General features: G+C 64.2%; 22 protein-coding genes and 1 pseudogene. 19 read left to right on the top strand and 4 right to left on the bottom strand.

Annotated elements, in window-relative coordinates:
- Both EJ072_RS05115 and EJ072_RS05110 read left to right on the top strand, forming a co-directional pair.
- Complete coding sequence (locus tag EJ072_RS05115; RefSeq protein WP_126083509.1) at positions 1 to 1,503, top strand: sugar ABC transporter ATP-binding protein; 1,503 nt, start codon at positions 1 to 3, stop codon at positions 1,501 to 1,503.
- Positions 1,504 to 1,507: 4 nt separating this feature from the next.
- On the top strand, positions 1,508 to 2,476 hold the full coding sequence (locus EJ072_RS05110; RefSeq protein ID WP_126078840.1) for an ABC transporter permease: 969 nt from the start codon (positions 1,508 to 1,510) through the stop codon (positions 2,474 to 2,476).
- 83 nt (positions 2,477 to 2,559) lie between these two features.
- Here the strand turns inward: EJ072_RS05110 and gloA are convergent, their stop codons facing one another.
- Positions 2,560 to 2,973 carry a lactoylglutathione lyase gene (gloA, locus tag EJ072_RS05105; RefSeq protein ID WP_095080570.1) on the bottom strand — a complete coding sequence of 138 codons (414 nt, stop codon included), beginning with the start codon at positions 2,971 to 2,973 and terminating at the stop codon, positions 2,560 to 2,562.
- 161 nt (positions 2,974 to 3,134) lie between these two features.
- On the opposite strand from gloA, the gene EJ072_RS05100 reads away from it, so the two are divergent.
- The gene (locus EJ072_RS05100) at positions 3,135 to 4,577 is read left to right on the top strand and encodes an FAD-binding oxidoreductase (RefSeq protein ID WP_126078839.1); all 1,443 of its coding nucleotides are present in this window, start codon (positions 3,135 to 3,137) and stop codon (positions 4,575 to 4,577) included.
- 3 nt (positions 4,578 to 4,580) lie between these two features.
- Entirely contained in the window at positions 4,581 to 5,366 is a 786-nt protein-coding gene (locus EJ072_RS05095; protein WP_126078838.1) for a FadR/GntR family transcriptional regulator, read from the top strand.
- A 61-nt stretch (positions 5,367 to 5,427) separates the two neighbouring features.
- Here EJ072_RS05095 and EJ072_RS05090 read toward each other — a convergent pair.
- A pseudogene (locus EJ072_RS05090) lies at positions 5,428 to 6,351 on the bottom strand (NAD(P)-dependent oxidoreductase); the annotation flags it as partial.
- Positions 6,352 to 6,549: 198 nt separating this feature from the next.
- Between EJ072_RS05090 and EJ072_RS05085 the strand changes: the two are divergent.
- From EJ072_RS05085 to EJ072_RS05050, 8 genes are all read left to right on the top strand, one after another.
- A complete protein-coding gene (locus EJ072_RS05085; RefSeq protein ID WP_126078836.1) occupies positions 6,550 to 7,293 on the top strand; it encodes an FCD domain-containing protein in 744 nt (247 codons plus the stop codon).
- A gap of 266 nt (positions 7,294 to 7,559) precedes the next feature.
- Complete coding sequence (locus EJ072_RS05080; protein ID WP_126078835.1) at positions 7,560 to 8,546, top strand: aldo/keto reductase; 987 nt, start codon at positions 7,560 to 7,562, stop codon at positions 8,544 to 8,546.
- A 5-nt stretch (positions 8,547 to 8,551) separates the two neighbouring features.
- Positions 8,552 to 9,397: an amidohydrolase family protein gene (locus tag EJ072_RS05075; RefSeq protein WP_126078834.1), complete on the top strand. Its 846-nt coding sequence runs from the start codon at positions 8,552 to 8,554 to the stop codon at positions 9,395 to 9,397.
- A 297-nt stretch (positions 9,398 to 9,694) separates the two neighbouring features.
- Positions 9,695 to 10,900: an ABC transporter substrate-binding protein gene (locus EJ072_RS05070; protein ID WP_245467195.1), complete on the top strand. Its 1,206-nt coding sequence runs from the start codon at positions 9,695 to 9,697 to the stop codon at positions 10,898 to 10,900.
- 84 nt (positions 10,901 to 10,984) lie between these two features.
- Positions 10,985 to 11,857 (top strand): branched-chain amino acid ABC transporter permease, encoded by an 873-nt coding sequence (locus tag EJ072_RS05065; protein ID WP_245467194.1) that lies wholly within the window; start codon positions 10,985 to 10,987, stop codon positions 11,855 to 11,857.
- Positions 11,858 to 11,864: 7 nt separating this feature from the next.
- Positions 11,865 to 12,950 carry a branched-chain amino acid ABC transporter permease gene (locus EJ072_RS05060; protein ID WP_245467193.1) on the top strand — a complete coding sequence of 362 codons (1,086 nt, stop codon included), beginning with the start codon at positions 11,865 to 11,867 and terminating at the stop codon, positions 12,948 to 12,950.
- Positions 12,937 to 13,665 (top strand): ABC transporter ATP-binding protein, encoded by a 729-nt coding sequence (locus EJ072_RS05055; RefSeq protein WP_126078832.1) that lies wholly within the window; start codon positions 12,937 to 12,939, stop codon positions 13,663 to 13,665. Before EJ072_RS05060 ends, EJ072_RS05055 begins: the two co-directional genes overlap by 14 nt.
- The gene (locus EJ072_RS05050) at positions 13,662 to 14,399 is read left to right on the top strand and encodes an ABC transporter ATP-binding protein (protein ID WP_126078831.1); all 738 of its coding nucleotides are present in this window, start codon (positions 13,662 to 13,664) and stop codon (positions 14,397 to 14,399) included. Before EJ072_RS05055 ends, EJ072_RS05050 begins: the two co-directional genes overlap by 4 nt.
- Positions 14,400 to 14,524: 125 nt before the next feature.
- Here the strand turns inward: EJ072_RS05050 and EJ072_RS05045 are convergent, their stop codons facing one another.
- Entirely contained in the window at positions 14,525 to 15,307 is a 783-nt protein-coding gene (locus tag EJ072_RS05045; protein WP_126078830.1) for a helix-turn-helix transcriptional regulator, read from the bottom strand.
- Positions 15,308 to 15,416: 109 nt separating this feature from the next.
- Here EJ072_RS05045 and EJ072_RS05040 point away from each other — a divergent pair, with 109 nt between their 5' ends.
- Genes EJ072_RS05040 through EJ072_RS05020 form a run of 5 tightly spaced genes read left to right on the top strand, consistent with a single transcriptional unit; the run spans position 15,417 to position 21,905 of the window.
- Entirely contained in the window at positions 15,417 to 17,558 is a 2,142-nt protein-coding gene (locus EJ072_RS05040; protein ID WP_126078829.1) for a hydantoinase/oxoprolinase family protein, read from the top strand.
- 14 nt (positions 17,559 to 17,572) lie between these two features.
- Positions 17,573 to 19,768: a hydantoinase B/oxoprolinase family protein gene (locus EJ072_RS05035; protein ID WP_126078828.1), complete on the top strand. Its 2,196-nt coding sequence runs from the start codon at positions 17,573 to 17,575 to the stop codon at positions 19,766 to 19,768.
- 6 nt (positions 19,769 to 19,774) lie between these two features.
- Positions 19,775 to 20,281: an acetone carboxylase subunit gamma gene (locus EJ072_RS05030; RefSeq protein WP_126078827.1), complete on the top strand. Its 507-nt coding sequence runs from the start codon at positions 19,775 to 19,777 to the stop codon at positions 20,279 to 20,281.
- Between the two features lie 7 nt (positions 20,282 to 20,288).
- On the top strand, positions 20,289 to 21,059 hold the full coding sequence (locus EJ072_RS05025; RefSeq protein ID WP_126078826.1) for a glucose 1-dehydrogenase: 771 nt from the start codon (positions 20,289 to 20,291) through the stop codon (positions 21,057 to 21,059).
- 18 nt (positions 21,060 to 21,077) lie between these two features.
- The gene (locus EJ072_RS05020) at positions 21,078 to 21,905 is read left to right on the top strand and encodes an SDR family NAD(P)-dependent oxidoreductase (protein WP_126078825.1); all 828 of its coding nucleotides are present in this window, start codon (positions 21,078 to 21,080) and stop codon (positions 21,903 to 21,905) included.
- Between the two features lie 62 nt (positions 21,906 to 21,967).
- Here EJ072_RS05020 and betI read toward each other — a convergent pair whose 3' ends face one another.
- A complete protein-coding gene (gene betI / locus EJ072_RS05015; protein ID WP_126078824.1) occupies positions 21,968 to 22,606 on the bottom strand; it encodes a transcriptional regulator BetI in 639 nt (212 codons plus the stop codon).
- 110 nt (positions 22,607 to 22,716) lie between these two features.
- On the opposite strand from betI, the gene EJ072_RS05010 reads away from it, so the two are divergent.
- Positions 22,717 to 23,754 (top strand): alcohol dehydrogenase catalytic domain-containing protein, encoded by a 1,038-nt coding sequence (locus EJ072_RS05010; RefSeq protein WP_189343221.1) that lies wholly within the window; start codon positions 22,717 to 22,719, stop codon positions 23,752 to 23,754.
- A gap of 102 nt (positions 23,755 to 23,856) precedes the next feature.
- Positions 23,857 to 24,798: an ABC transporter substrate-binding protein gene (locus EJ072_RS05005; protein ID WP_126078822.1), complete on the top strand. Its 942-nt coding sequence runs from the start codon at positions 23,857 to 23,859 to the stop codon at positions 24,796 to 24,798.
- Positions 24,799 to 24,854 lie beyond the last annotated feature (56 nt).

Raw genomic sequence — 24,854 nt, 5'->3', positions numbered from 1 at the left:
ATGCTGCAGGCGTCGAACATCATCAAGAATTTCCCCGGCGTCCAGGCGTTACGCGACGTCTCCATAGAGGTGCGGCCAAACGAAGTGGTGGGGCTGATCGGCGAGAACGGCGCCGGCAAGTCGACGCTGATGCGGCTGCTGGCCGGCGGCTACCGGCCGGATGGCGGCTCACTTACGCTGGATGGGGAGCCGCTAAAGCTGCGCAATGCCCGCGACGCGGCCAGGCACGGCATCGGCATGGTGTTCCAGGAACAGTCGCTGGTGCTCAACCTCACTGTCGCCGAAAACATCTATCTGGGGGAAGAAGACGGTTTCACCCGCTTCGGCCTCGTCAACTGGCGTGCCATGAACGCGGCGGCGCGACGGCAGCTCGCCAAGATCGGCGTCGACATCGACGTCACCGCGCGCACCTCCGAGCTGACCTTCGCAGCGCGCCAGATGGTCGAGCTCGCCAAGGCGCTTACGCTGGAGGAGATGGTCGAGCGTCCATTGCTCATCCTGCTCGACGAGCCGACCTCGGTGCTCAACGCCGCCGATATCGAGGTTCTGTTCGCGCGGGTGCGCTCGCTGAAGTCCCGCGCCAGCTTCGTCTTTGTTTCGCACCGGCTCGACGAGGTGCTGTCGATTTCCGACCGCGTCTACACGATGAAGGACGGCGCGGTCGTGGCCGAGCACCGCGCCACGCAAGTCACCGCGCCGGAGCTGCACGAGATCATGGTGGGGCGCGGGCTGCAGGCCGAATATTACCGCGAGGCGCGCCAACAGCCGCCGGGCGACAAGATCATGGTCGAGGCCAAGGGGCTGGGCGCTAACGGCTTCTATCACGGGGTCGATCTTTCGATCCGCGCCGGCGAGATCGTGGGCATCGCCGGCGTCGTCGGTTCCGGCCGTGAAGAGGTGACCCGCACCATCGGCGGATTCCTGCCGCATGACGCCGGCGAGATGAAGATCGCCGGCGAGCCGGTGCGCTTCGGCTCGCCGGAACCGGCGGTGCGCAGGGGTATCGGCTATGTGCCGCGCGAGCGCAGGCTGGAAGGGCTGGTGATGTTCCTGTCGATCGCCGAGAACATTTCGCTGGCGGATCTCTCGAGCGTCATGCGCAACGGCGCCATCGACTACGGCAAGGAGCGGCGGCTTGCCGCCGACTGGATCAAGCGGCTCAGCATCAAGGCGCCCGGACCGGACGCCGCCTGCCGCAAGCTCAGCGGCGGCAACCAGCAGAAGGTGGTGCTGGCGCGCTGGATGACGGCCGGCTCGCGCATCCTGGTGCTCGACCATCCGACGCGTGGGCTTGATGTCGGCGCCAAGGAAGAGGTCTACGAGCTGGTGCGCGATCTCTCTGAGGAGGGCGTGGCGATCCTTCTGATCTCCGATACGCTGGAAGAGACGATCGGCTTGTCGCACCAGGTGCTGGTGATGCGCGACGGCGAGATCACGGCGCGCTTCGACGCCAGCCCGGGCAACAAGCCCAAGCAGGTAGACCTCTTGCGAGCGATGGTGTGAGCCGATGAACGAGGGTTTTTCCATCAGGCAGGTGTTCGAGGGCAAGTGGACGCAGGGCGCCATACCGCTGGTCCTGCTCGTCGCCTTGCTGCTGATCATCGAGATCGCCGCGCCCGGCTTCCTGACCGGCGAGACGCTGGCGCTGCTCTTCGCCAACACCGCCGTGCTGTTCATCCTGGCCACCGGCGTCACCTTCGCGATCCTGCTCGGCGGCATTGACCTGTCGATCCAGGCGGTCGCCTCGCTGGCAAGCGTGATGCTGGCGCAGCTCTTGCCTACGCTCGGCTTCGCCGCCTTTCCGGTGGCGATCCTGTCCGGCCTCGCCTTTGGGCTGCTGAGCGGCATCGTGCATGTCAAGCTACGCGTGCCGTCCTTCGTCGCGACTTTGGCCACCGGCGGCGTGGTCACGGGCCTGGCGCTCTGGGTTTCTAACGGCCGCGCCATCACCATCGAGGAAGCGGGCCGCGAAAAGACCGCCTGGATCAACGCCACGATTTTTGGCCTGCCGATGGTGGTGCTGATTTCGGCGCTGATCGGCATCGTCAGTTTCCTGGTGCTGCGCTATACGCGCTTCGGCCGTCAGGCGATCGCGGTCGGCGCCGGCGAACCGGCGGCCTGGGCGGCGGGCATCAATGTAGACCGCACCAAGATCATCGCCTTTGCCGCATCGGGGATGCTGGCGGCCATCGCCGGCGTCGTGCTGGCGGCCAGGCTGTCGAGCGGTTCGCCGGTGCTCGCCAACCAGCTCCTGCTGCCGGCCATCGCGGCCGTCATTGTCGGTGGCACTGCGATCACCGGCGGGCTGGGTGGCGTCGCGCGCACCGCGGTCGGCGCGCTGATCATCTCGATCGTGCGCATCGGCATGACCTTCGTCGGCGTCAATATCTTCCTGGAGAACATGGTGTTCGGCGCGGTGCTGATCGCCGCCGTCGCAATCACCATCGACCGCAGCAAGATAGCGGTCATCAAGTGACGGACCGATCCGCACCGCCTCCCAAGCAAGCGCGGACGCAGGGGGACCGCATCGGCGCGAGGCCGGTGCAGTCCGGGCTGAATTTACTGCATAGTGTCCAGACCGATCAGCTCGATCTTGTAGCCGTCCGGGTCCTCGACGAAGGCGATGTGGGTGGTGCCGTGCTGCATCGGTCCGGGCTTGCGCGGGATCTTGGCGCCGCGCTTTTCCAGCTCGGCGCAAACGGCGTAGATGTCGTTGACGCCGAGTGCCAGATGGCCGAAGCCGGTGCCTATCTCATAGGGTTCCTCGCGGCCCCAGTTCAAAGTCAGCTCGACGACCGCTTCCTTGTCCTCCGGCCCGTAGCCGACAAAGGCATTGGTGAACTTGCCGCCGGGATAATCCTCGCGGCGCAGCAAGGTCATGCCGAGCACTTCGGTGTAGAAGGCGATCGACTTGTCGAGGTCGAGCACCCTGATCATGGTGTGCATATAGCGAAAGCCGGGGGCGTCGCTCATTGGGAAAGTCCTCCGAATTCAGTGATTTGCCGGTCTGACCATCCACATCAAACGGCTTCGGGAAGCATGGCGTCGCTTGATGTTCTAAATCAGGGTTGTATGATAACACGACAAGATTGGTGGTTGTCCAGTCGTTTTCCGGAAGGGTCCAGGTTCAGTTCATGAATGCCGTGCCGCCCAATTCCGCATCTCTGATCGCCGCCCTCACCGGCGTGCTGTCAGATGGCGGGTTACTGACCGAGGCAGAGGACCTTGTCCGCTACAGCCGCGACTGGTCGGGCGACCATTTCGGCCGCCCGCTGGCGGTGGCGCGGCCCAGCTCGGTGGAAGAGATGTCGGCGCTGATGAGGCGCTGCCATGCCGAGAGGATCCCCGTCGTGCCACAGGGCGGGCTGACCGGCCTTGTCGGAGCGGCGGTGGCGGCTGACGGCAACGAGGTCGTCGTCTCGTTGGAGCGCATGAACAGGATCCGCTCGATCAGCCCGATCGACTTCGCGATGGTGGTCGAAGCCGGCTGCATCCTCGAGGATGCCAAGCGCGCGGCCGAGGAGAGCGACTGCATCCTGCCGATCACCTTCGGTGCGCAGGGCAGCTGCCGCATCGGCGGCAATGTCGCCACCAATGCCGGCGGCTTCAACGTGCTGCGTTACGGCATGACACGCGACCTTGTGCTCGGCCTCGAAGTTGTGCTGGCCGACGGCCGGATCTGGAACGGACTGAAGGTCCTGCGCAAGGACAACCGCGGCTATGATCTGAAGCAGGTCTTCATCGGTTCGGAAGGCACGCTCGGCATCGTCACCGCCGCTGCGCTGAAGCTCTTCCCCAGGCCGACGCAGATCGAAACGGCGCTCGTCGGCCTGCGTTCGGTCGAGGACGCGATGGCGCTCTATGCGCGGGCGCGGCGCGGCTGCAGCGACCTGCTCACCGCCTTCGAGCTGATCCTGCGCGGCGGCATCGAGATCACCATGCGCGAGGGCAAGGATTTCCACGAGCCGCTCGGCAAGCCTTACCCCGCCTATGTGCTGATCGAGGTTTCGTCCGGAGGACTGATCGACCTCAAGGATATGCTGTTGAGTTTTCTCGCGGGCGTCGAGGATCTCGTCGAGGACGGAATCGTGGCATCGACCCGGGCGCAGGGTGAGCGCCTGTGGCTCTACCGCGAGATCATGGTCGAGCGGCAGGGGCGCGGCGGCCGCTATCTGCGCACCGACGTCTCCGTGCCGATCTCGAAGCTTGCCGATTTCGTCACCGATGCACTGTTCGAATTGGGGCGGGCGAGACCCGACGCGCTGCCCGTCACCTACGGCCATGTCGGCGACGGCAACATCCATCTCAACGTCGTGCCGCCGGAGGGCATGGCGGCCGAGGCGATCGAGCATCTGTTCGAGGAGGCGGAAGCGGAGATTTTCGCCGTCGTCGACCGCTATGGCGGCTCGATCAGCGCCGAGCACGGCATCGGCCGGGTCAAGCAGCGGGCCTTCCTCGACCGCGTCGATCCGGTGGCGCTCGATCTTGCGGCAGGCATCAAGGATGCGATTGATCCGCGCCATATATTGAGCAACGGCCGCATTCTGGCGTCCGCATCCGCGCTCGACTATAGGTGAGCGATGACGCTGAAGCTCGACAAGGTCAATCGCGGTCCGCACCTCTCCACGCTCGTGGCGAGTTCCATCTCGCGCGAGATCGCGCAGGGGCGGCTGAAGCCCGGCGATCAGCTTCCGACCGAACAGGCGCTGGCGACCACGTTCGGGGTCAGCCGCAACGTGGTGCGCGAAGCGATCGCAAGGCTGCGCTCCGAAGGCCGCATCTGGTCGCAGCAGGGCAGGGGCGCCTTCGTTGCCGACGCTACCAACGCGACGGTGCTGACGATCGACTATGAAACCTTGCAGCGGGCGGATTCCTTCCGCAACCTGTTCGAACTGCGCGGCATGCTGGAAGTGCAGATCGCCGCACTGGCCGCGACCCGCCGCTCCGATGCCGATATCGTGGCGATGGAACAGGCACTCGACGGGATGCGCACGGCTCCCTATGGCAGCGTCGCCTGGCTGAAGAACGACCTCGGTTTCCACCGCGCCGTCGCCGAGGCGACCCAGAACCCCTATATGGGCCAGTTCCTCGTCTTCGTCTCGGAACGGGTGCGCGAGAGCATCCTGGCCGCCGGCAACCAGCAGAAATCCGACGACATGGCGCGCACGACACTGGGCGAGCACGAGCGCATCCTGGCGGCGATCAAGGCCGGCGACGCGAAGGGCGCGAGCTCCGCCATGACGCGGCATCTAGCAGGTGCGGCTTCTCGCGTAGGACTGCCGGGAGGCGAGGCCTCGGCGAAGCCAGCGTCGACGGCGCGGCATTCGCGGCTGCGGAAGGCTGTGCGCGGGCAGGCGGCGGGGTAGGCAGCGGCTCAGCCCGCTCGGTCAGCGGCAGCCAAAACGGAGAGGAGCGCCCTGTGCGATTTCACTCAGCCGCCGGCTCAACCAGCGACACCCCGTTCAACCCCGCGACGATATCCGACAGCGCCGGCACGAATTTTTCCCCGTGCCCCGCGGCCACCGCCGTGGCAAAACCGTTGCGGACCACGGCGCCGACCGGGTTGGCGATGCCGGCGGCCTGGGCGAAGGAGGCGAGGTAGGTCATGTCCTTCAGCGCATTGGCGATGGCAAAGCGCTGGGCGTTTTCGTTGCGGTTCAGTACGAAGTCGAAGAAGGCCTGGTAGAAGCCGCAATCCATGCGGCTGCCAGAGATGACGCTGTTGAAGACCTGTGGCGTCAGCCCGGCCTTGGCGCCGAGCGTCAGCGCCTCGGAATAAATCGCGGAATAGCCCATCGAGACGAAATTGTTGAGCAGCTTCATAGTGTGGCCGCTGCCGGTCGGGCCTGTGTGGACGACGCGAGCGGCGAAGGCTTCGAGGACAGGCCGCGCGCGGGCGACCGCTTCCGCCGCGCCGCCGACCATGACGTCGAGCTTGCCTTCGGCAGCTTCCTTGGGCGTGCGCGCCAGAGGCGCGTCGATCAGCGTCACGCCCTGAGCAGCAAGCTCGGCAGCGAGCGCGATCGTCGAGGACGGGTTGGAGGTCGAGCAGTCGACGATCAGCAGTGGTTTGCCGGCAGCCGCAAGCCCCTCCGGTCCCTTCACGACCGCTTCCACTTGCGGCGAGCCGGTGACGCAGAGGAGAACGATGTCGCAGCCTTCGGCGAGCGCACGCGGTGTGGCCGCCTGGCGGGCACCGGCGCCGACCAGCTTCAGCGCCGCCTCCTGGTTGCGGTGCGCCCAGACCGTCAGCGGCCAAGCCTTGGCCAGAAGGTTGGCCGCCATGCCCGAGCCCATCGCGCCAAGTCCAATAAAGCCGATTTGCCGCTTCATGTTGGTCTTCCCTTGCTGTTGGGGTTGCTGTCCTGATGCATGCCGTTGTCCTAGAACCGCTGTTCACTTGGGCGACATGCATCTTTGCTTGACGCATGTCGTTCTCCCAGAACCGCGCGCAATTCTGGGCGACATGCGTTGGAAACGAGAGATTGCCGTTGCAACCAAGCGGTGCGATCCTTGGCGCAAGAATCGATTTAACGGGCCGGTTTTCCAATGACGGATCGCGAGGGAGCAATGTTCGGCGCCATTCGCCAGTCCCCCAACCTCAGGGGCGAGCTGGTCGACAAGTTTGCCGCGCAGATCGAGGCCGGCGATCTTGCGCCGGGACAGCGGCTTCCCACCGAGCAGGAGATTGTCAACGCGACGGGCGTCAGCCGGACGGTGGTTCGCGAGGCGCTGGCTTCGCTCCGCGCACGAGGGCTGATCACGACACGGCAGGGCCTTGGCGCCTTTGTGGCCCAGGAGCCGCCGCCGAAAACCTTTTCCATCGTGCCGACGGATGTCGAATCGATCGACGAGATCCTGGCGGTGCTCGAGCTCCGCATGGGCGTCGAAGCCGAAGCGGCGGCGCTGGCGGCCACGCGCCGCACCGCCAAGGACCTTGCGCTCATGGCCAAGCAGCTTGGCGCCATCGACCGGGCGATCGCCGAGACGGGTCTTGCTGCGACCGAGGATGCGGCTTTCCATCGGGCGATTTCGCTCGCCTCGCACAACGCCTACTTCAGCCGGCTCTTCGACACGTTCGGCACCGCGATGATCCCGCGGCAGTGGACGCAATTCGACCGGATGGAGCCCGCCGAGCGCGAACGGCATTTCGAGCGGACGCGGCGCGAGCACCGGGCGATCCATGATGCCATCGCAGCACGCGACGCCAAGGCGGCGCAGCGCGCGATGCGGCTGCACTTGACCCGTTCCTACAAGCGCTTCGAGCAGCTCCGCGACAGTGCCGGGAAGTAAATCGGGCAAGGCCGCTCGACCGGTTCGTGGCTTGTATCGATCAGCGGCGGCGGCGGCTTGACGGTCCAGGTCGGGTTGGCATCGATCGCCGACACGCGCCAATGCCAGGAACCTGCTGTTGCCCTCCAGCTTGCCGGTAGATTCAAGGCCGCCGCTTTTTGCCATCACCTTTTGCATGCTTACAGGGTTGTCATACAACTATCCGGTCTGATATTCCTGCGGGCACGACCCGTCAAGACGACGTTGGCTTTGAGGAGTGAGTTTCCATGCATCAAAGGCGATTTGGCCGCACCGGCTGGCAAGTGTCGGAAATCGGCTTCGGCAGTTGGGCGATCGGCGCCGACTGGGGTGACGTCGAGGAGAAGGACGGCATCGCGGCGCTGAATGCGGCGCTCGATTCAGGCGTGACGATGATCGACACGGCCGATGTCTATGGCGACGGCCGGGCGGAAAAACTGATCGCGAAGACGCTGAAGGGGCGGGGCGGCGCGAGGCCGATGGTCGCCACCAAAGCCGGCAAGCGGCTAAACCCGCATGTCGCTTCCGGCTACAATCGCCAGAACCTGACCAGCTTCGTCGAGCGCAGCCTGCGCTATCTCGAGGTCGACGTGCTCGACCTGGTCCAGCTCCACTGTCCGATGACGGAGGTCTTCTACCAGCCCGAGACGTTCGAGGCGCTGGACAGGCTGGTCGAGGAGGGCAAGATCCGTCACTACGGCGTCAGCGTCGAGAAGGTCGAGGAAGGCATCAAGGCGCTGCAATATCCAGGCGTCGTCAGCGTCCAGATCATCTACAACATGTTCCGGCAGCGACCCGCGGAGCTGTTCTTCGACATGGCGCGCCAGAAGGATGTCGCCATCATCGTCAGGGTGCCGCTGGCCAGCGGGCTCTTGTCCGGCAAGTTCAAGAGCGATTCCAGTTTCAGTGCCAAGGACCACCGCAACTACAACCGGCAGGGCGAGGCCTTCGACGTCGGCGAGACATTCTCCGGCGTGAACTATCAGGAAGGCCTGCAGGCGGTCGAGGAATTGCGGCCGCTGCTGCCGCCAGGCGCGACAATGGCGCAATGGGCGCTGCGCTGGATACTGATGAACCCGGCGGTGACGGTGACCATTCCGGGCGCCAAGTCCGTCCGGCAGGCGCAGGAAAACGCCGCCGCGTCCGACCTGCCGGCGCTGTCGCCGCAAGTGATGGAGCGCATCGCCGACATCTATGAGCGGCGCATCAAGGCCGCTGTGCACCAGCGCTGGTGACCGCCATGGTGATCGACGGCCATCAGCATTTCTGGGATCCGGCGGATGGCTCCTGCGGCTGGATGACGGAGGATTACGCTTCCATACGCCGGGTGTTCTCCCCCGACGAGCTCATGCCGGCGCTCGCCGCGGCCGGCGTGGACAAAACCATCCTTGTCCAGACTTGGCATTCGCTCAACGAGACGCTTGTGTTCCTGGAGACCGCGAGCCGGACCGACTTCGTCGCCGGCGTCGTCGGATGGGTCGACCTCACCGACCCCGAGGTGGCGGCCACCTTGTCCGAGCTGAAGGCGCGGCCGGATGGCCGCTATCTGGCCGGTATCCGTCACCTCGTCCATAACGAGGCGGATCCGAACTGGCTGCTGCGCGCGGACGTCCAGCGCGGGCTGGCTGCGGTCGCCGAAGCGAACCTCGCCTATGACCTGCTGTTGAAGGAGCCGCAAATCCCCGCGGCCCTGGAGACGGTGGAACGGCATCCCAATTTGCGTTTCGTGGTCGACCACATCGCAAAGCCGCGCATTGCGCAGCACGCCATGGAGCCATGGGCCGGATTGATGCAAGGTTTCAAGGCGCATCGCGACCACGTCTGGTGCAAGCTGTCCGGGATGGTCACGGAGGCCGACTGGCGGCATTGGAAAAGCCAGGACCTGCAGCCCTATGTCGACGCGGTGCTTTCGATCTTCGGGCCGTCGCGATGCCTGTTCGGCTCGGACTGGCCGGTCTGCCTGGTCGCCGCCGACTATCAGTCGGTCAAGCACGCCCTCGGCGATTGCCTCTCCGGGTTGACGGAAGAAGAACGGTCGCAAATTTTTGGCGCTTCCGCCATTGAGGCGTACCGCTTGTCGCTGTGACTGTGGCAAGGCTCTGCGCCCTCCGCCTTGGCGTTGCCGGGCCACTTTCATCATCACAATGACCGCGGCGCATGTCTCTGCGTTGGGCATCCTTGTCCGGCGCCTCGCACGATGAACTTCCCAACCCAAGCTTAGATCGGAAACAGACGAACGAAAGGGGTGACACGACGCCACCTGTTCGATCGCCGTCAGGCCGGAGTCAAGTTGACAGCCGTGTTACATGGTAATAGGGTTGTATGACAAGTTGGCCATGTAACGGGAGGAACATGCATGAGACAGCTAGGACTTGGATTGGCCATGGCAGCCGCTGGGCTCGCCATGGCTTTGCAGACGGCACGTGCCGACGAGGAACTGCCCATCGGCGTCATCGCCGCGCAGTCGGGCTCGTTCGTTTCGGCCGGCAACACCATCGTCGGCGCCGCCAACCTGGCGGCGCAGCAGATCAACGACGCCGGCGGCATCAAGGTCGGCGACAAGACCTACAAGATCAAACTCTATATCCGCGACAACCGGACGGATGTGAACGTCACCATCGCGTCCGCGCGCGAGCTGGTCAACGACATCGGCGTCAAGGCGATCTGGGGCACCGAGACGCATGACTTCTCCGTGTCGATGGCCAAGATCACCGGCCCGGCCAAGGTCCTGCAGTTTTCCGGCAACAGCTCGCTCGGCGCCGTGCTCGACGACAAGGCCGTCGCCGAGGACGGCTGGCTCCACTACGCGTTCCAGAGCGAGCCGCAGGAATGGCAGCGCAGCGGCAGCACCGCCAAGGGCGTGCTGTCGCTGCTCACGCCGCAGCTGAAGTCGCCGCCGAAGCATTCGGTGGTGTTCGTCGGCAATGACGCGACCGGACAGTATCTGTCGTCGCACTATGTCAAGGCGCTCGAGGCGGAAGGCCAGAAAGTCGACCTCGTGCAGTATCCGCCGGATACGACCGACTTCTCGCCGCTGCTCACCCGCATCAAGGGCATGAAACCCGATATCGTGCATTTCTGGTACAACGGCGATTCAACCCTCACCGCCTTCCCGCAAGCCCTCAAGCTCGGCGTGGCCCCGTCCTATTTCCTGTTCGGCGTCGATCCGGGCATCTATCAGGAGCGTAGCCTGAAGGCGAACGTGCCGGTGACGATGAGCTGCGTGCCGGTCTGCTGGGGTTCCTCGCCATACCCCGAGGTGAAGCAGTATTTCGACAAATATTTCGGCCTCGGCGCCGCCAAAGGCCCGCAGTCCTCCGTTTCGCTGCTCTATTACGATTACTTCTTCTGGTACGCCAAGGCGCTGGAGAAGGTCGGCAAGATCGATGATCCGGACGCGGTGGTCGCAGAGCTCCTGAAGTCGGACTACAAGGGCGTCGTGTCGCCTGTGCCGCTTGTGTTCAACAAGCATCATCAGGTCACCTTCGCGACCGAGGTCTGCATGGTCGAACCCAACACATCCGACAAGTTCAAATGCGCGGTCGAGCAGCCGCCGGCCGCACCGCCGCCCGGCGACAACGGCGGCTGAGCCGGCCCTCGACAAAATCCAAAATCGGGATGGGCGGCTATGTTCCGCCCATCTCCTTCCCAGCAGGTTCGCCACCCGGATTTGATGATGGACATTTTTGTGCAGCAACTGGTGAACAGCCTCTCGGTTGCCAGCGTCACCATTCTCATTGGCATCGGCATCACGCTGATCTTCGGCCTGGCCGGCATCGTCAATTTCGCTCATGGCGAGTTCCTGATGGTCGGGGGCATGGCGACCTGGTTCATGGTCGGCACCGGCATGAACTTCTTCGTCGCGCTGGTGTTGGCCGGCCTGCTGGTTGGAGCGCTCGGCTTTGCCGCCGAAAGATGCCTGTTCCGCTTCACGCTCAACCGGCCGATGAACGGCTTCATCATGTCGATCGGCCTCAGCGTGATCCTGCAGCACGCCGTCATCCGCGTCTTCAACGAGTTCCAGAAGAGCATCACCGACCCGGTCGGCCTGGTCTGGACGATCGGCGGCGTGGATATCATCGCCATGCGCGCGATCGTCGTCGCGGTAACGGCCGTGATCGTGGCGATAACTTATTTCGGCATCTCGCGCAGCCGCTATGGGATGGCGTTGCGGGCGAGTGTTTCGGACCGCGACACCGCCGAGCTGATGGGCATCCCGGTGCGCCGCTATGTCACCGGCGTCTTCATCTATGGCAGCCTGCTTGCCGGCATCGGTGGCGCGCTGATGATCTCGCTGTTTCCGATCACGCCCTTCACCGGCAGCGTTATCATCATCCGCGGCTTCGCGGTTTCGCTGATCGGCGGTCTCGGCAATGTCGGCGGCGCCGTCGTTGGCGGTCTCGTGCTCGGCCTGGTCGACGGCCTCAGCGCTGGTTACGGATATCCGGAATGGACCGACGCCTATTCGCTGGTCGTGATGATCCTGATCCTGGTGCTGCGGCCCCAGGGTCTGCTCGGCGGCACGCTCGGCCCCAAGGCATCGTGAGATGTCGATGCCCATGACCGACACCAGCGCCGACAAGACGGGCGCCGCGCCGGAAGGCAGCAGAGCCCGGGATCGCCTCGCGCTTCTGACGGCGGACAACGCGTCGGTTCCCCTGCCGGCCGGCGTTCAGGCGATAACGGCAATCCTGCTGGCGGGGCTGCTCATAGCTTTGCCCTGGCTCGGCCTCGGCTACCGCTTCCTGTCGATCGCCATCACCACGCTCTATACGGCGATCGGCCTCTACGGCCTCGGTCTGCAGTTCGGCCAGGCCGGCATCATGTCGGTCGGCCATGCGGCGCTGATGGGGATCGGCGCCTATGCCTCGGCGATCCTCTCCGTGCAGCTCGACCTGGGCTTCTGGACGTCGCTCCCCTTCGCCATGGCCTTGTCGGCGATCGTCGGCGGCGTCATCGGTCTGCCGACGCTGAGAGTGGGCGGACAACATTACATCATCATCACCTTCTGCTTCTGCGCCCTGTTCGTCATCGTGCTCACCAATGGCGGCACCTTCACCGGATCCGCCACCGGCCTCGATGTCGGGTCGGTCACGCCCTTGCCCGGCATCAATTTCGACAAGCTCTCCAACAATTATTACCTGGTCTTGGCGGCGCTCCTCCTGGCGCTCGCCGCGACCTATCTCATCGGCAATTCGCGCTACGGCCGGACGTTGCGGGCCATCCGCGAGAACGAGCAGCTGGCGCGTTCGGTCGGCATCAATGTCGACCTGCACAAGCTTGGCGTGCTCATGGTTTCGGGCCTGTTCGCGGGTCTGGCCGGGGTGCTGCAACTCTATTACCTGCGCCACATCTCGCCGACCCTGTTCGGCGCTTTCCCGAGCCTTTACCTGGCGCTAATGGTCATGCTGGGCGGCGCCCGCTATCTCTACGGGCCGCTGATCGGCGCGGTCGTCGTCAATTTCCTGCCCGAGGTGCTGAACCTCGATCCGGTCGATTCCCGCATCGCCTATGGCGTCTGTCTGCTTCTGGTGATCCTTCTGCTGCCGGGCGGAGTCGGAGCCGGCATCAAGAACGTCTACTGCGTGGTTCGCGGCGGGTTCGAAAAGCAAGGCGGAGGCTCGAATGGCGGCGCTTGAGGTGAGGGGGTTGCGCAAGCAGTTCGGCGGTGTCGTCGCGCTCAACGGCATCGATCTCGACATCGACACCGACCAGGTTGTCGGCATCGTTGGTCCCAACGGCTCCGGCAAGACGACCTTGTTCAACGTCGTCACCGGAGTCCACCCGGCGACCGCCGGCACGGTATCGTGGCAAGGGCAGGACATCACCAATATCGGCGCGCACCGCATCGCGCGAAAGCGGCTGGTGCGGACGTTTCAGCAGGCGATGTCTTTCCCGGGCCTGACCGTCGACGAGAATGTCCGCATCGCCTGGGAGCAGGGCAGGAGGGGCGGCAGCCGCTGGGCGTCGCCCGCGATGATCCTGGACTTCGTCGGCCTGGCGCCGCTCGGCAGGGCGATCGCCGGATCGCTGCCTTTCGGCAGCCTCAGGCGTCTGGGCCTGGCCGTCGCGCTCGGCGTCTCGCCCGAACTCCTGCTGCTCGACGAACCCGGCGCCGGGCTCAACGACAGCGAAGCCCAGGCCTTCGCGGCGGTCATCGCGCAACTGCCGCCCCAAGGCATCGGCGTCTGCCTCATCGACCACGACATGGACATGATGTCAGACCTATGCGATCGCCTTATCGTGCTCGACTTCGGCACCAAGATCGCGGAAGGCCCGCCGGCCGAGGTGCTCGCCGACCCCAAGGTGCGCGAGGTATATCTCGGTCCCGACAAGAAGGCGGTCGCATCATGAGCCTGCTCGTCGTCGAGCATGTCGATACCGGCTATGGGCCTGTCGCGGTCAATCGCGACGTCTCGCTTACGGTCGGGCAAAACGGGATAGTCACTATCCTCGGCCCCAACGGCGCCGGCAAGACGACCCTGCTGCGTTCCATCGCCGGTCTGGTGAAGCCGCGCCGCGGCACGGTGACCTTCGATGGCCGCGATGTCACCGCACTTCACGCTGATGAGAAGGCCACGCTCGGCGTCGTCATGGTGCCGGAAGGCCGACACGTGTTCGCCGATATGAGCGTGCGCGAGAACCTTTTGCTCGGCGCCTACTGCCGTAAGGACCGGGATGCGGTCGAGGCCGACATCGCCTTGATGGAGAACTATTTCACCATCCTCGCCAAGAAGCGCGGCGCCAAGGCGGGCACGCTCAGCGGCGGTCAGCAGCAGATGCTGGCGATCGCGCGCGGCCTCATGGCCAGACCGCGCATCCTGTTGCTCGACGAGCCGTCGCTCGGACTGTCGCCATTGCTGGTGTCCGAGTTACAGGGGATCATCGTTGACGTGCGCGAGAAATTCCGCGCGGCGGTGCTTTTGGTCGAGCAGAACGCCGGGCTGGCGCTTTCGGTGGCCGAGCAAGGCTATCTGATGAATTCGGGGCGCATCGTGGTGTCAGGCGGCATCGAGGAGTTGAAGCAGTCGTCGGTCATGCAGGAACTCTATCTCGGCAAGAGGGCACAAGCAAAAGGAGCCCTGTAAAACGACTCCGCCACAGCACCGGCTCGAACCACCCGCTAGCCACGTATCCACGATGTCAGGGTTTGAACTTCAGCCACCCCGGTTGCTGTGCGGCGAGGCAATTCGCTGCACTCGATTGAGAGTAGCTACCTTGCTGAGCTCTCGTGCTGGAAGAACTGCAGGAACAATTCGCGCTCGGTGGTGATGTCGAGCTTTTCATAGATGCGGCGGCGGTGGTTCTTCACCGTGCCGACGGTGATGCCGAGCCGCTCGGCGATGTTGGCTGTCGGATGGCCGGCCAGGATAAGCTGCACCAACTCGCGCTCGCGCAAGGAAAGTTCGGGCCATAGGCCCTCCGGTATTCTGGGCCTCTGCTGCGGTGAGGCGCCCGGGCCGCTCGGAGCCGAGGTGCGGGAAAATTCTGAGCCGCGCGCCTTGATGTCCAGCGCATGCAGCGCCTCGAACACCGGCAGCCGTTCGGTGAGCAGCGCGATCTCGCTGTCCCTGAAGGACACGGTCGAGCGATCAAGGAAGATGCCGAGGCACCAGTCACCGCCGTCGGAAAGCATGATGCCAACCTCGTCGCAGATCTCCGACTGCGCGAGGAAGCCGGCTATGTACTGGCCGCGCTTCGCTTCCTCGTCGGCCAGTCCCTTGAGCGGGATGATGCCTAGCCGGCGCTGGCTGCGCCATGAGGCGTAGAAAGGGTCGAAGACGTAATAACTGTCGAGATAGCGCCGCACCATCTCATCGGAGAAGCGCCGGTGCTTGACGAATTCCGGGGTCCTGGTCGCCGAATAGCGCGTCACCGTCACCAGATCATGCGCGATGTCGGCGCCGATCAGGTCGATCAGGCAGTCGACATGCCGGTCGGTGCCGGTGGCGGCGATCGCCCTGGCCAGCGGCGCCCAGATGTTGCCCATGCGCATGCCCTTTTCTCGGCGAACCGCGCCGCCCGGTCATTGTGTCTTTAGGCATATGGCGCGATCCGGCTCCGGGAATCTAGCCTGTGGTCATTCTCGGCAAGGGAAAGCGACCGTGGACCAGATCACCACCAATCCAATCGTCATTGGGATCGACGCCGGCGGCACCATGACCGATACGATCCTTGTCGATCAGGACGGTCACTTCAAGATCGGCAAGTCGGCGACCACGCCAAAGAACGAGGCGGAAGGCTTCCTCGCCTCGGCGGAGGACGCGGCGGATGCCTGGGGCATCTCGCTGCAGGACCTGTTCTCGGGCGTCAACGTGGTGCTCTATTCCGGCACCGGCATGCTCAACACGCTGTTGTCGCGCACCGGCCGCAAGCTCGGGCTGATCACCACCAAGGGCCTCGAGGACATGATCCTGATGGGCCGCGGCCTGCAGGCCTGGGCGGATTATTCCTATGCCGACCGCCTGCATGCGGTCACCCATCACCATCCCGATCCGCTGGTGCCGCGCCGCCGCACCCACGGCGTGACAGAGCGCATCGACCAGTTCGGCGATATCATCCTGCCGCTCTACGAACACGAAGTGCACGCGGCGGCCAGGAAGCTGATCGCTGACAAGGTCGAGGCGATCTGCATCATGACTGTTTTCTCCCACGTCAATCCGGCGCATGAGAAACGCATCGCCGAGATATGTCGCGAGGAGATCGCCGCCGCCGGCGCCGACATCCTCGTCTACACCAGCCATGAGGTGCGTCCGGTCATCCGCGAGCAGTCGCGGCTGAACTCGGTGCTGATCGAGGCCTACGCCACCTCGCGCGGCCGCAAGCAGTTGAAGGGCATCGAGGACGTCTCAAAGAAATACGGCTTCAAATATGGCGTGCAGACGCTGCTCTCCTTCGGCGGCCTGACCTCCATCGACCATCCGCGCCTGCACGAGACGATGATCTCCGGGCCGATCGGCGGCATCCTGGGCGCGGCCTATGTCGGCAAGCTGATCGGCAACGACTCGCTGATCTGCTCGGACATGGGCGGCACGTCCTTCGACATGGGCGTCATCACCCGTGGCCAGACGCGGATCGAGAACGAGCCGCTGATGGACCGCTTCAAGCTCAACGTGCCGACGCTGCATCTCGACACGATCGGCGCCGGCGCCGGCATGATCCTGAAGGTCGACCCGCTGACCAGGAAGGTTTCGCTCGGACCGGAAAGCGCCGGGTCCGATCCCGGCCCGATCTGCTTCGCCAAGGGCGGCACCGAGCCGACCATCGCCGATTGCGATGCCATCCTCGGCCGTTTGAACCCGCATTACTTCCTCGGCGGCAAGGTCGTGCTTCAGGTCGAGAAGGCGCGCAAAGCCTTCGAGGAGAAATGCGCCCGGGTGCTCGGCGTCGGCGTCGAGGAAGCCGCCGAAGGCATGATCGACATGCTGGAGGCCGACGCCAACAACGCTTTGCGTCGCGTCATCTCCGGACAGGGCATTCACCCATCTGAATTCACGCTCCTCTCCTACGGTGGCTCCGGACCGCTGCATTTGGCCGGCTGCTCCAGGGGCATCGGCTTCAAGGACATCATCACCTTCCAGTTCGCCGCAGCCTTCTCAGCCTTTGGCTGCACCACCGCCGACTTCATGCGCCGGCATTCGGTGTCGACGCAGATCGATATTGGCGCGCGCGCCAGCGACGACGAATTGCAGGCCTTCGGCGCAAAGGTCACTTCCGTCTGGGATGACCTGACCAAGGCCGCGGTCGACGAGATGGTTGCCGACGGCCATGCGCTCCCAAAGATCAAGACCGTGCCGTTCCTGATGATGCGCTACACCGGCCAGCTCGAGGACGTCGAGGTGGTGGCGCCACTTTCGGCGGTCGGTTCGGCCGACGATATGCGCGAGGTCATCGCCGAGTTCGAGGCGGTCTACGCCAAGGTCAACCACCGCGTCTCGCGCTATGGCGAAGCCGGTTTCTCGATCACCGAGCTAGGGCTGATCGCTACCGCCGACAAGGTCAAGCCGATGCTGGTCAAGCGACCGCTCGGCAAATCCGACCCGGCGTCGGCCCATAAGGGCGTGCGCGAGGCCTATATCGGCGGTCGCTGGCACAAGGCCGATCTCTACGAGATGGATTTGCTGCAGCCCGGGCATGAGGTCACCGGCCCGGCGATCATCGAACACCCGGCGACCACGCTGGTCGTCCATCCGCAGGATCGCGTCCATGTCGATGAATGGACGCTGCTTCACTACACCCACGCTTGAGAAGGGCGAACGCCATGCTGGACAAACCCGCCTCTGCGCTCCGCATCCGCGAAAGGCTGCTCGAATCCGAACGGCTGATGGAAGAGACCGGCTGCTATGACGGCATCACCGAGCTCAAGCTGCGCAACCAGGACCCGCTGAAGTTCGAGACGCTGCACACCAAGCTGCGCGCCTATTGCGTGTCGGCGCGCGAGATGGCGCGTCGCATCTCCGCCTCGCCCGGCGTGCGCGAGGTCGGCGAGATGGTCGTCGCCATCTACACGTCGGAAGGCGACGCCATCGCGCTCTCCAACGGCATCATGGTGCATGTGCACACGATGAGCCGCTTCATCAAATGGATGATCCGCAACGGCTACGAGGAGAACCCGCAGATACGCGACGGCGACATCTTCGCCAACAACGACGCTTTCATCGGCACCGTGCAGGTGCCGGACGTGATGGACGTGGTGCCGATCTTCCACTCCGGCAAGCTGGTTGGCTGGGCGGGCGCCGTCTGCCACGAGTTGGAGGCCGGCGGCATCACGCCGGGCGGTGACGTGGCGCTGGCGCAGGAGCGCTTCACCGAAGGCCTGTTCGTCTGCGCCGAGAAGGTCGGCGAGAATAACGAGCTCAGGCGCGACTACGTCATCCGCTGCGAGCGCAATCTCCGCATGCCGATCTACTGGGTGCTGGATGAGAAGGCCAAGGTCGCCTCCTGCATCGACATGCGCGAAAGCGTCAAGGCGCTGATCGACGAGATCGGCCTCGACTACTGGATGCAGGTGTCGAAGGAGTTCATCGAGGAGGGCCGCCGAGCTCAGCTCGCCCGCACGCGCCAGCTCACCGTGCCCGGCATCTATCGCGGCCACACCTTCTACGGCCACGTCACCAAGGGCAAGCCGGGCTATCAGCCGCTCGGCGATCCCGACTGGCTCTACAACATCCCGATCGAGATGGAGATCACCACCGACGGCAAGATCGTCATGGACTTCGAGGGCACGCAGCCCTGGGGCTACCATTCGATGAACTGCACGCCGGCCGGCATGGATGGCGGCATGTTCGTGACGCTGACCCAGCACATGAATTTCGAGGGCCTGGTCAATGATGGCGCCTGGATGGCCACCGAGCTGAAGCTGCCGCACGGCACCTGGACCAATCCTGACAACGAGATGGTTGCGACGGCCACCTCCTGGGCGCTGCTTCTGCCGGCCTATGGCGTGTTCCAGCGGCTCTTGTCGCGCTCCTTTATCGCGCGCGGCTTTGTTGAGGAGGCCTTTGTCGGCCAGGTCAACAGCCCGATGATCGAGATGGGCGGCACCAGTCAGTACGGCACGCCCTTCGGCATGGCGCATTTCGAATGCGCCGCCGCCGGCTCCGGCGCGTTGGCCATCAAGGATGGGCTCGACACCGCCTATGTCGGCTGGAATCCGGAATCCGACATGGGCAACATCGAGATATGGGAGCAGAACATGCCGATGCTCTATATCGGCAGGTCGATCGTTCCCAACTCCGGCGGCGCAGGCAAATATCGCGGCGGCTGCTCGTTCCTGTCGACCTGGCTGGTCTCGAAGACCGATCATCTGCGGCTGGTGACGTCCGAACATTCCTCGCGGGTGTTCGACAATGGCGGTCTCTGCGGCGGCTATCCCGCGCCGACCTGCCAGAAGCATCGCGCGGTGCGCCACTCGAACATCTTCGAGCTGGCAGAGAATGGCGCGCCGCTGGCGCATCATACTGGCACCAATCCGTATCGTTCGGAGCTGGAAGTTCGGCTGGAAGGCGAGCATGTGACGATGGAGGGTCCATATATCACCGCGCCGCATAAGACCGGCGATGTCTTCACCCATTCCTACAATGGCGGCGGCGGTTACGGCGACGTGCTGGAGCGCGATCCGGTGAAAACCGCCTGGGATGTCGAGAATGGTTTCCTCACCAAGGAAGCCGCCGAAGGCATCTTCGGCATCGTGCTCGACGAGGACGAGGAAGGTTTTCCGGTCGCCAATCTGGACGCCACCAAACGCCATCGCGCCGAGATGCGGGCAAAGCGGCTGGCGCGTGCAAAACCGGTTTCGGAGTGGATTGCCAAGGAGCGCGAACGCGTGAAGACGTCCGATTTCGCGCCTGAGGTGAAGAAGATGTATGCCAGAGCGATCAAGCTTTCTGCGCGCTTCGCCAGGGATTTTTCGACTTTCTGGGATGTCGACGCCAAATCGACCCTCGGCGTGGAGTAAGAGACCATGACCTCATACAGCAAGGAAGTCATCGCCGATCTGGTTTCCGGCACGCTGCCCTGGCCGCAGACGCGCCGCATCATGAGCGCCTACAAGGATGACGACCGCTTCTTCAAATATGTCGCGGTCCTGCAGGAACGTGTCGGCTGGAAGGATCCGATCCTGCTCCCCGTCGGCGACCATCTCTTCATCTGCCAGAGCGGCGACGAGCGGGTGACGAAATGCGAATGCGGCCACTCCTTCGGTGACTATCGCAAGAACTGGAAGCTGAAGGCGGCGATCATCGTGCGAGACACAGAGGAATCGCTGCGCGAGATCTATCCCAACAGCGACCTGCCGGATCCGGACTGGATGGAAATCCGCGAATTCATCTGCCCGCAATGCGGCACACTGCACGAGGTCGAGTCGGCCGCCCCCGGCTACCCCATCGTGCATGATTTCGAGCCCGATCTGGAAGGTTTCTACCGCGATTGGCTGGGCAGGCCGTTGGAGCCGTTGAACAAGGGAGGCTGATGCCGCAATGGGCCGCGTGGCAGGCAAGGTGGCGTTCGTTACCGGGGCCGGTCTCGGCCTCGGACGGGCGTCGTCGCTCTTGCTGGCATCGGAAGGCGCCAGGCTGGTCGTCAGCGACATCGACGAGGCCCTCGCCGGCGATACGGCGGCGGAGATCGCCAAGGCTGGCGGCGAGGCGTTGGCGCTGCGCCACGATGTCTCGAAGCCTGAGGATTGGTCGTCCGTCATGGCGGCGATCGAGCAGCGCTTCGGGCGGCTCGACGTGCTGGTCAACAATGCCGGCATTGCGATTGCCAAAAACATCGAAGACACCTCTATAACCGAATGGCGGCGCACCATGGCGGTCAATCTCGACGGCGTCTTCCTCGGCTGCCAGGCAGGCATCAAGCTGATGAAGAAATCCGGCGGCGGCTCGATCGTCAACCTGTCCTCGATCGACGGCATCATCGGCGAGGCCGATCTTGCCGCCTATTGCGCCTCCAAGGGCGGCGTGCGCACGCTGACCAAAGCGGTCGCCGTGCATTGCGCCGAGCAGCGCTACGGCATCCGCTGCAACTCCATCCATCCCGGCTATGTCTGGACGCCGCAGACCGAGAATTATCTGCGCGACCTGGGAAAACTCGAGCAGGAGAAGGCCAAGGCGCTTTCCCGTCACCCGATTGGCTTCCTCGGCGAGCCCAACGACATCGCTTACATGGTCCTCTATCTCGCCTCAGATGAATCCAAATTCGTCACCGGTTCCGAAATGGTCGTCGATGGAGGCTATCTTGCAGTGTGAACACGGAGACCGCTTGCGATGACCAACCTCACCGGCCGCAGCGCCATCGTCACCGGCGGCTTTTCCGGCATGGGCTTTGCGATAGCGACGGCGCTTGCCGAGGCCGGCGCCAATATCGCGGTCGGCTCCTATGTTGCGCCGCCACAGGCCGGCAGGACGGACGCGGCCTATTATCCCGGCGCGGAGGAGATCGAGCGCGTCCGCGCGGCACTCGGGGCGCACGGCACCAAGGTCCATGCAGCGCATCTCGACGTCCGCGACAGCGCGCTCACCAACCTCTTCTTTGCCGAAGCCCAGGCGGACGTCGGTCCCGCCGACATCCTCGTCAACGCCGCCGGCACGACCGCCGAGCAGCCCGTCTGCGGCCATTCCGACGAGCTCTGGGACAAGATCGTCGACACCAATCTCACCGGCGCCTTCCGCACGACGCGCGCCGTGCTGCCCGGCATGATCGAGCGCGGCTGGGGCCGCATCGTCAACATCGGCTCGACCGCGGCGTCCGTCGGCTGGAAGGACAATCCTGCCTATTGCGCTTCCAAGGCCGGCCTGCTCGGCCTGACCCGTTGTGTTGCGCTGGAAGGTGCTGCGCACGGCGTCACTTGCGTCATGATCAGCCCGACCTGGGTAGAGACCGAGCTGATGCGCCGCAACGTCGCGCAAGTGGTGGCGCGCGAGGGCAACGGCCGCAGCGTCGAGGAGGCGATGGACGAATTCCGGAAAGGCAATCCCCAAGGGCGCATGCTGCAGCCTGAAGAGATCGCGGCGCTTGCCGTCTTCCTCTGTTCGGATATCGCCAAGGGGATCACCATGGAAAATATCCAGATCACCGGCGGAGCTTTATGGTGACGTCCAATCCGGCAAGGAGCGTTTTCAACCGCTCGCTGCCGGCGAGGGGGTCGACAGGGATGTCACGCCGCCTGCGGCTGAAGCCGCTTCAGCTTCGACACCATACCCGCGCCAAGCATCTTTTCCGAATATTCGACGAGCAGCGCTCTCGCCTCCAGATGCGAGATGTCGTCGTCGGAATGGCCGCGCCGCAGCCAGAAGCCGTCCAGCATGGCGGCGAAGCCGCGCACGAAATGGTCGATCTCCTCTCTCGACCACAGCGGCGAAAGCGCCGAGCCGATGTTCGACCGCAGCCGCTTGTAGAACAGCTCCTGCAGCCGGGCATAGCGCGGATTGTGCGCGGCTTCCGCGTAGAAGGAAATCCAGGCGTTGGCCGTGCTGCGCTCGAATTTCTCCGCCGGAAAATTGCCGTCGACGATGGCCGTCAAGCGATCCCAACGGGTCTCGGCCTGGCGCAGATTGACCACCACCGCGTCCATCAGGACACGGTTGGCGTACCGCACCATCTCGAACAGTACCTGGTCCTTGTTCTTGAAATAATAGGTCAGGATGCCCTGCGACATGCCGGCCTCATGGCAGATGCGGGTCGTCGTCAGGCCCTTGAGTCCGTCGCGCAGGAAGATGCGGTGCGCCGCCTCGATCAGCTCGACCCGCCTGATGTCCTCGATGCGGGTGCGTTGTTTTTTCGTCCTGGTCGCCATGGGTTTCGTATATCCGACGAGAATCTGTACGCTCTAACAAATTTTTGTATTGTCATATGATTTTGACAGGCCTAGGCTGCGAAGGCAAGCAGATGCCGGACGGACTATCGATGACGTCGCACACACAAACGATGCGGGCCGCGGTCCTAGGCAGCTATGGCGAGCCGCTCGAGGTCACCAGCGTGCCGCGTCCCGTCGCCGGCCCCGGTCAGATATTGGTACGGCTTCAGGCTTGCGGCGTCTGCCATACCGACGTGCATATCTGGCGCGGCGAGAGCATTCCGCTGCACGCGCCTTCCCCCTTCGTCATGGGTCATGAGGGCATCGGCCGCGTCGAGGCGATCGGCGAGGGCGTCGGCGGCTGGTCGCTCGGCGATCGTGCAGGTGTGCCCTGGATCCACGACACCTGCCGCCGTTGCGATGAATGCCTGGACGGCTACGAGTCCTTTTGCCAGCATCATCGCGCGCATGGCTTGAACGTGCCCGGCGCCTTTGCCGAATATGTCGTCTGCGACGCGAGCTTCGCGGTGGCGCTTCCCGAAGCCATCGATCCGGTGACCACCGCGCCGGTGATGTGTGCCGGCGTCACCGCTTACGGCGCTGTGAAACGGGCGGGGCTGAAAGCTGGCGAAAAATGCATCGTCTTTGGCTGCGGCGGCCTCGGCCTCTATGCCGTGCAGATTGCCGGCCGGCTCGGCGTCAGCGTGTTCGCGGTTGATCGCGATCCGGCGAAGCTGGAGATCGCTCGCCGCTACGGTGCCGTGGAAACCGAAATCGCCGACAGCGGCCTGCCCTCGCGGCTGGCGGCGAAGAGTGAAAAATATCACGCCTGCATCAACTTCGCGCCGACCACCGCCACCTGGGACGCCATGGTCGCGGGCATCCGGCCGCGCGGCAGGATCATCGCCGCAGCCATGGTCTTCCAGCCGGTGCCGCTCATCCAGGAATGGCTGACGGCCACCGGCGTCCTCATCACCGGCACCAGCGTCGGCACAAGGCAGGAGATGCGCGAGCTGGTCGCCATGCACGCGGATAAGCCGCTTGAAACGACGGTCGAGGTCATCGCGCTGGAAGACGTGTCGGCAGGACTTGTCGCTCTCGAACGGGGCCAGTCGAAAGGGAGGTACGTCATCAGCTTTGCGCGATAACGGAATTCTCCGCGGCCAGGGGAGTGGCGCGGAAAGAGGCTAGCGGCAGCCTCGCCATCAAGGATGAAACTCGAACCACAACATCCAGACAGGGGAACGATCATGCCGAATAGAATTAACAGACTGAGAAATGCAGGAATTGGCCTGGCTCTGGCGTTTGCCGCCACGACGCCCGGCCTCAGCGCCGAGCTCGGCGCCAAGGAGGAGCCGATCAAGCTTGCGATGCTGGAATGGACCGGCGCGCATGTCTCCACCCACATTGCCGGACAGCTCTTGGAGAAGCTCGGCTACAAGGTCGAATACGTCACCGCCGGCAACTTCCCGCAGTTTTCCGGTCTCGCCGACGGCTCGCTCAGCGCCTCGGTCGAAGTGTGGATGAACAATGTCGGCGACATCTATCCGAAGACGCTCGCCGCCAAGCAGATCGAGGATATCGGCAAGCTCGACCTGAAGACGCGTGAGGGCTGGATCTACCCCAAATTTATGGAGACGATTTGCCCCGGCCTGCCCGACTGGACGGCGCTCAACAAGCCGGATTGCATCAAGGTGCTGTCGACGCCGGAAACCGCGCCCAATGCGCGCTTCCTCGACTATCCGGCCGACTGGGGCTCGCGGGCCGCCACGATCCTTGCCGACAACAACATGCAGTACACCGCCGTTCCCTCCGGTTCCGAGGGCGCGCTCGTGGCCGAGCTCGAAGCCGCTGAGGCGGCCAAGACGCCGCTGGTGATGATGTTCTGGGGGCCGCATTATGCGCTGGCCGAAAACGACGTCGGCTGGGTCACCATGCCGCCCTGCAAGGAGCAGACCAACGAGCACTGCATCACCCCGCCGGATGTCGACAAGATCGTCTGGTCGGGCTTCGGCGCCAAATGGCCGGCCGCCTATGCCTTCCTCAAGGCATTCAAGATGGACGCCAGCGAGCAGGAGAAGATGATGCTTGCCGTCGACAAGAAAGGCGAGGACCTCGACGCCGTGGTCAAGGCTTGGATCGACAAGAACGAGGCAGTGTGGAAGCCTTGGGTCGACGGCGCCAAGGGCTGATCGACCTGATGCCTCGATAAGGCTGAAAGGCAATCGATGCCCGGCTTCCGCGGCGC

The sequence above is a fragment of the Mesorhizobium sp. M2A.F.Ca.ET.046.03.2.1 genome (genome assembly GCF_003952425.1).
Lineage (GTDB): Bacteria > Pseudomonadota > Alphaproteobacteria > Rhizobiales > Rhizobiaceae > Mesorhizobium.
The sequence above is the reverse complement of the archived record's forward strand: the minus strand, read 5'-3'. Positions and strand labels throughout refer to the sequence as shown.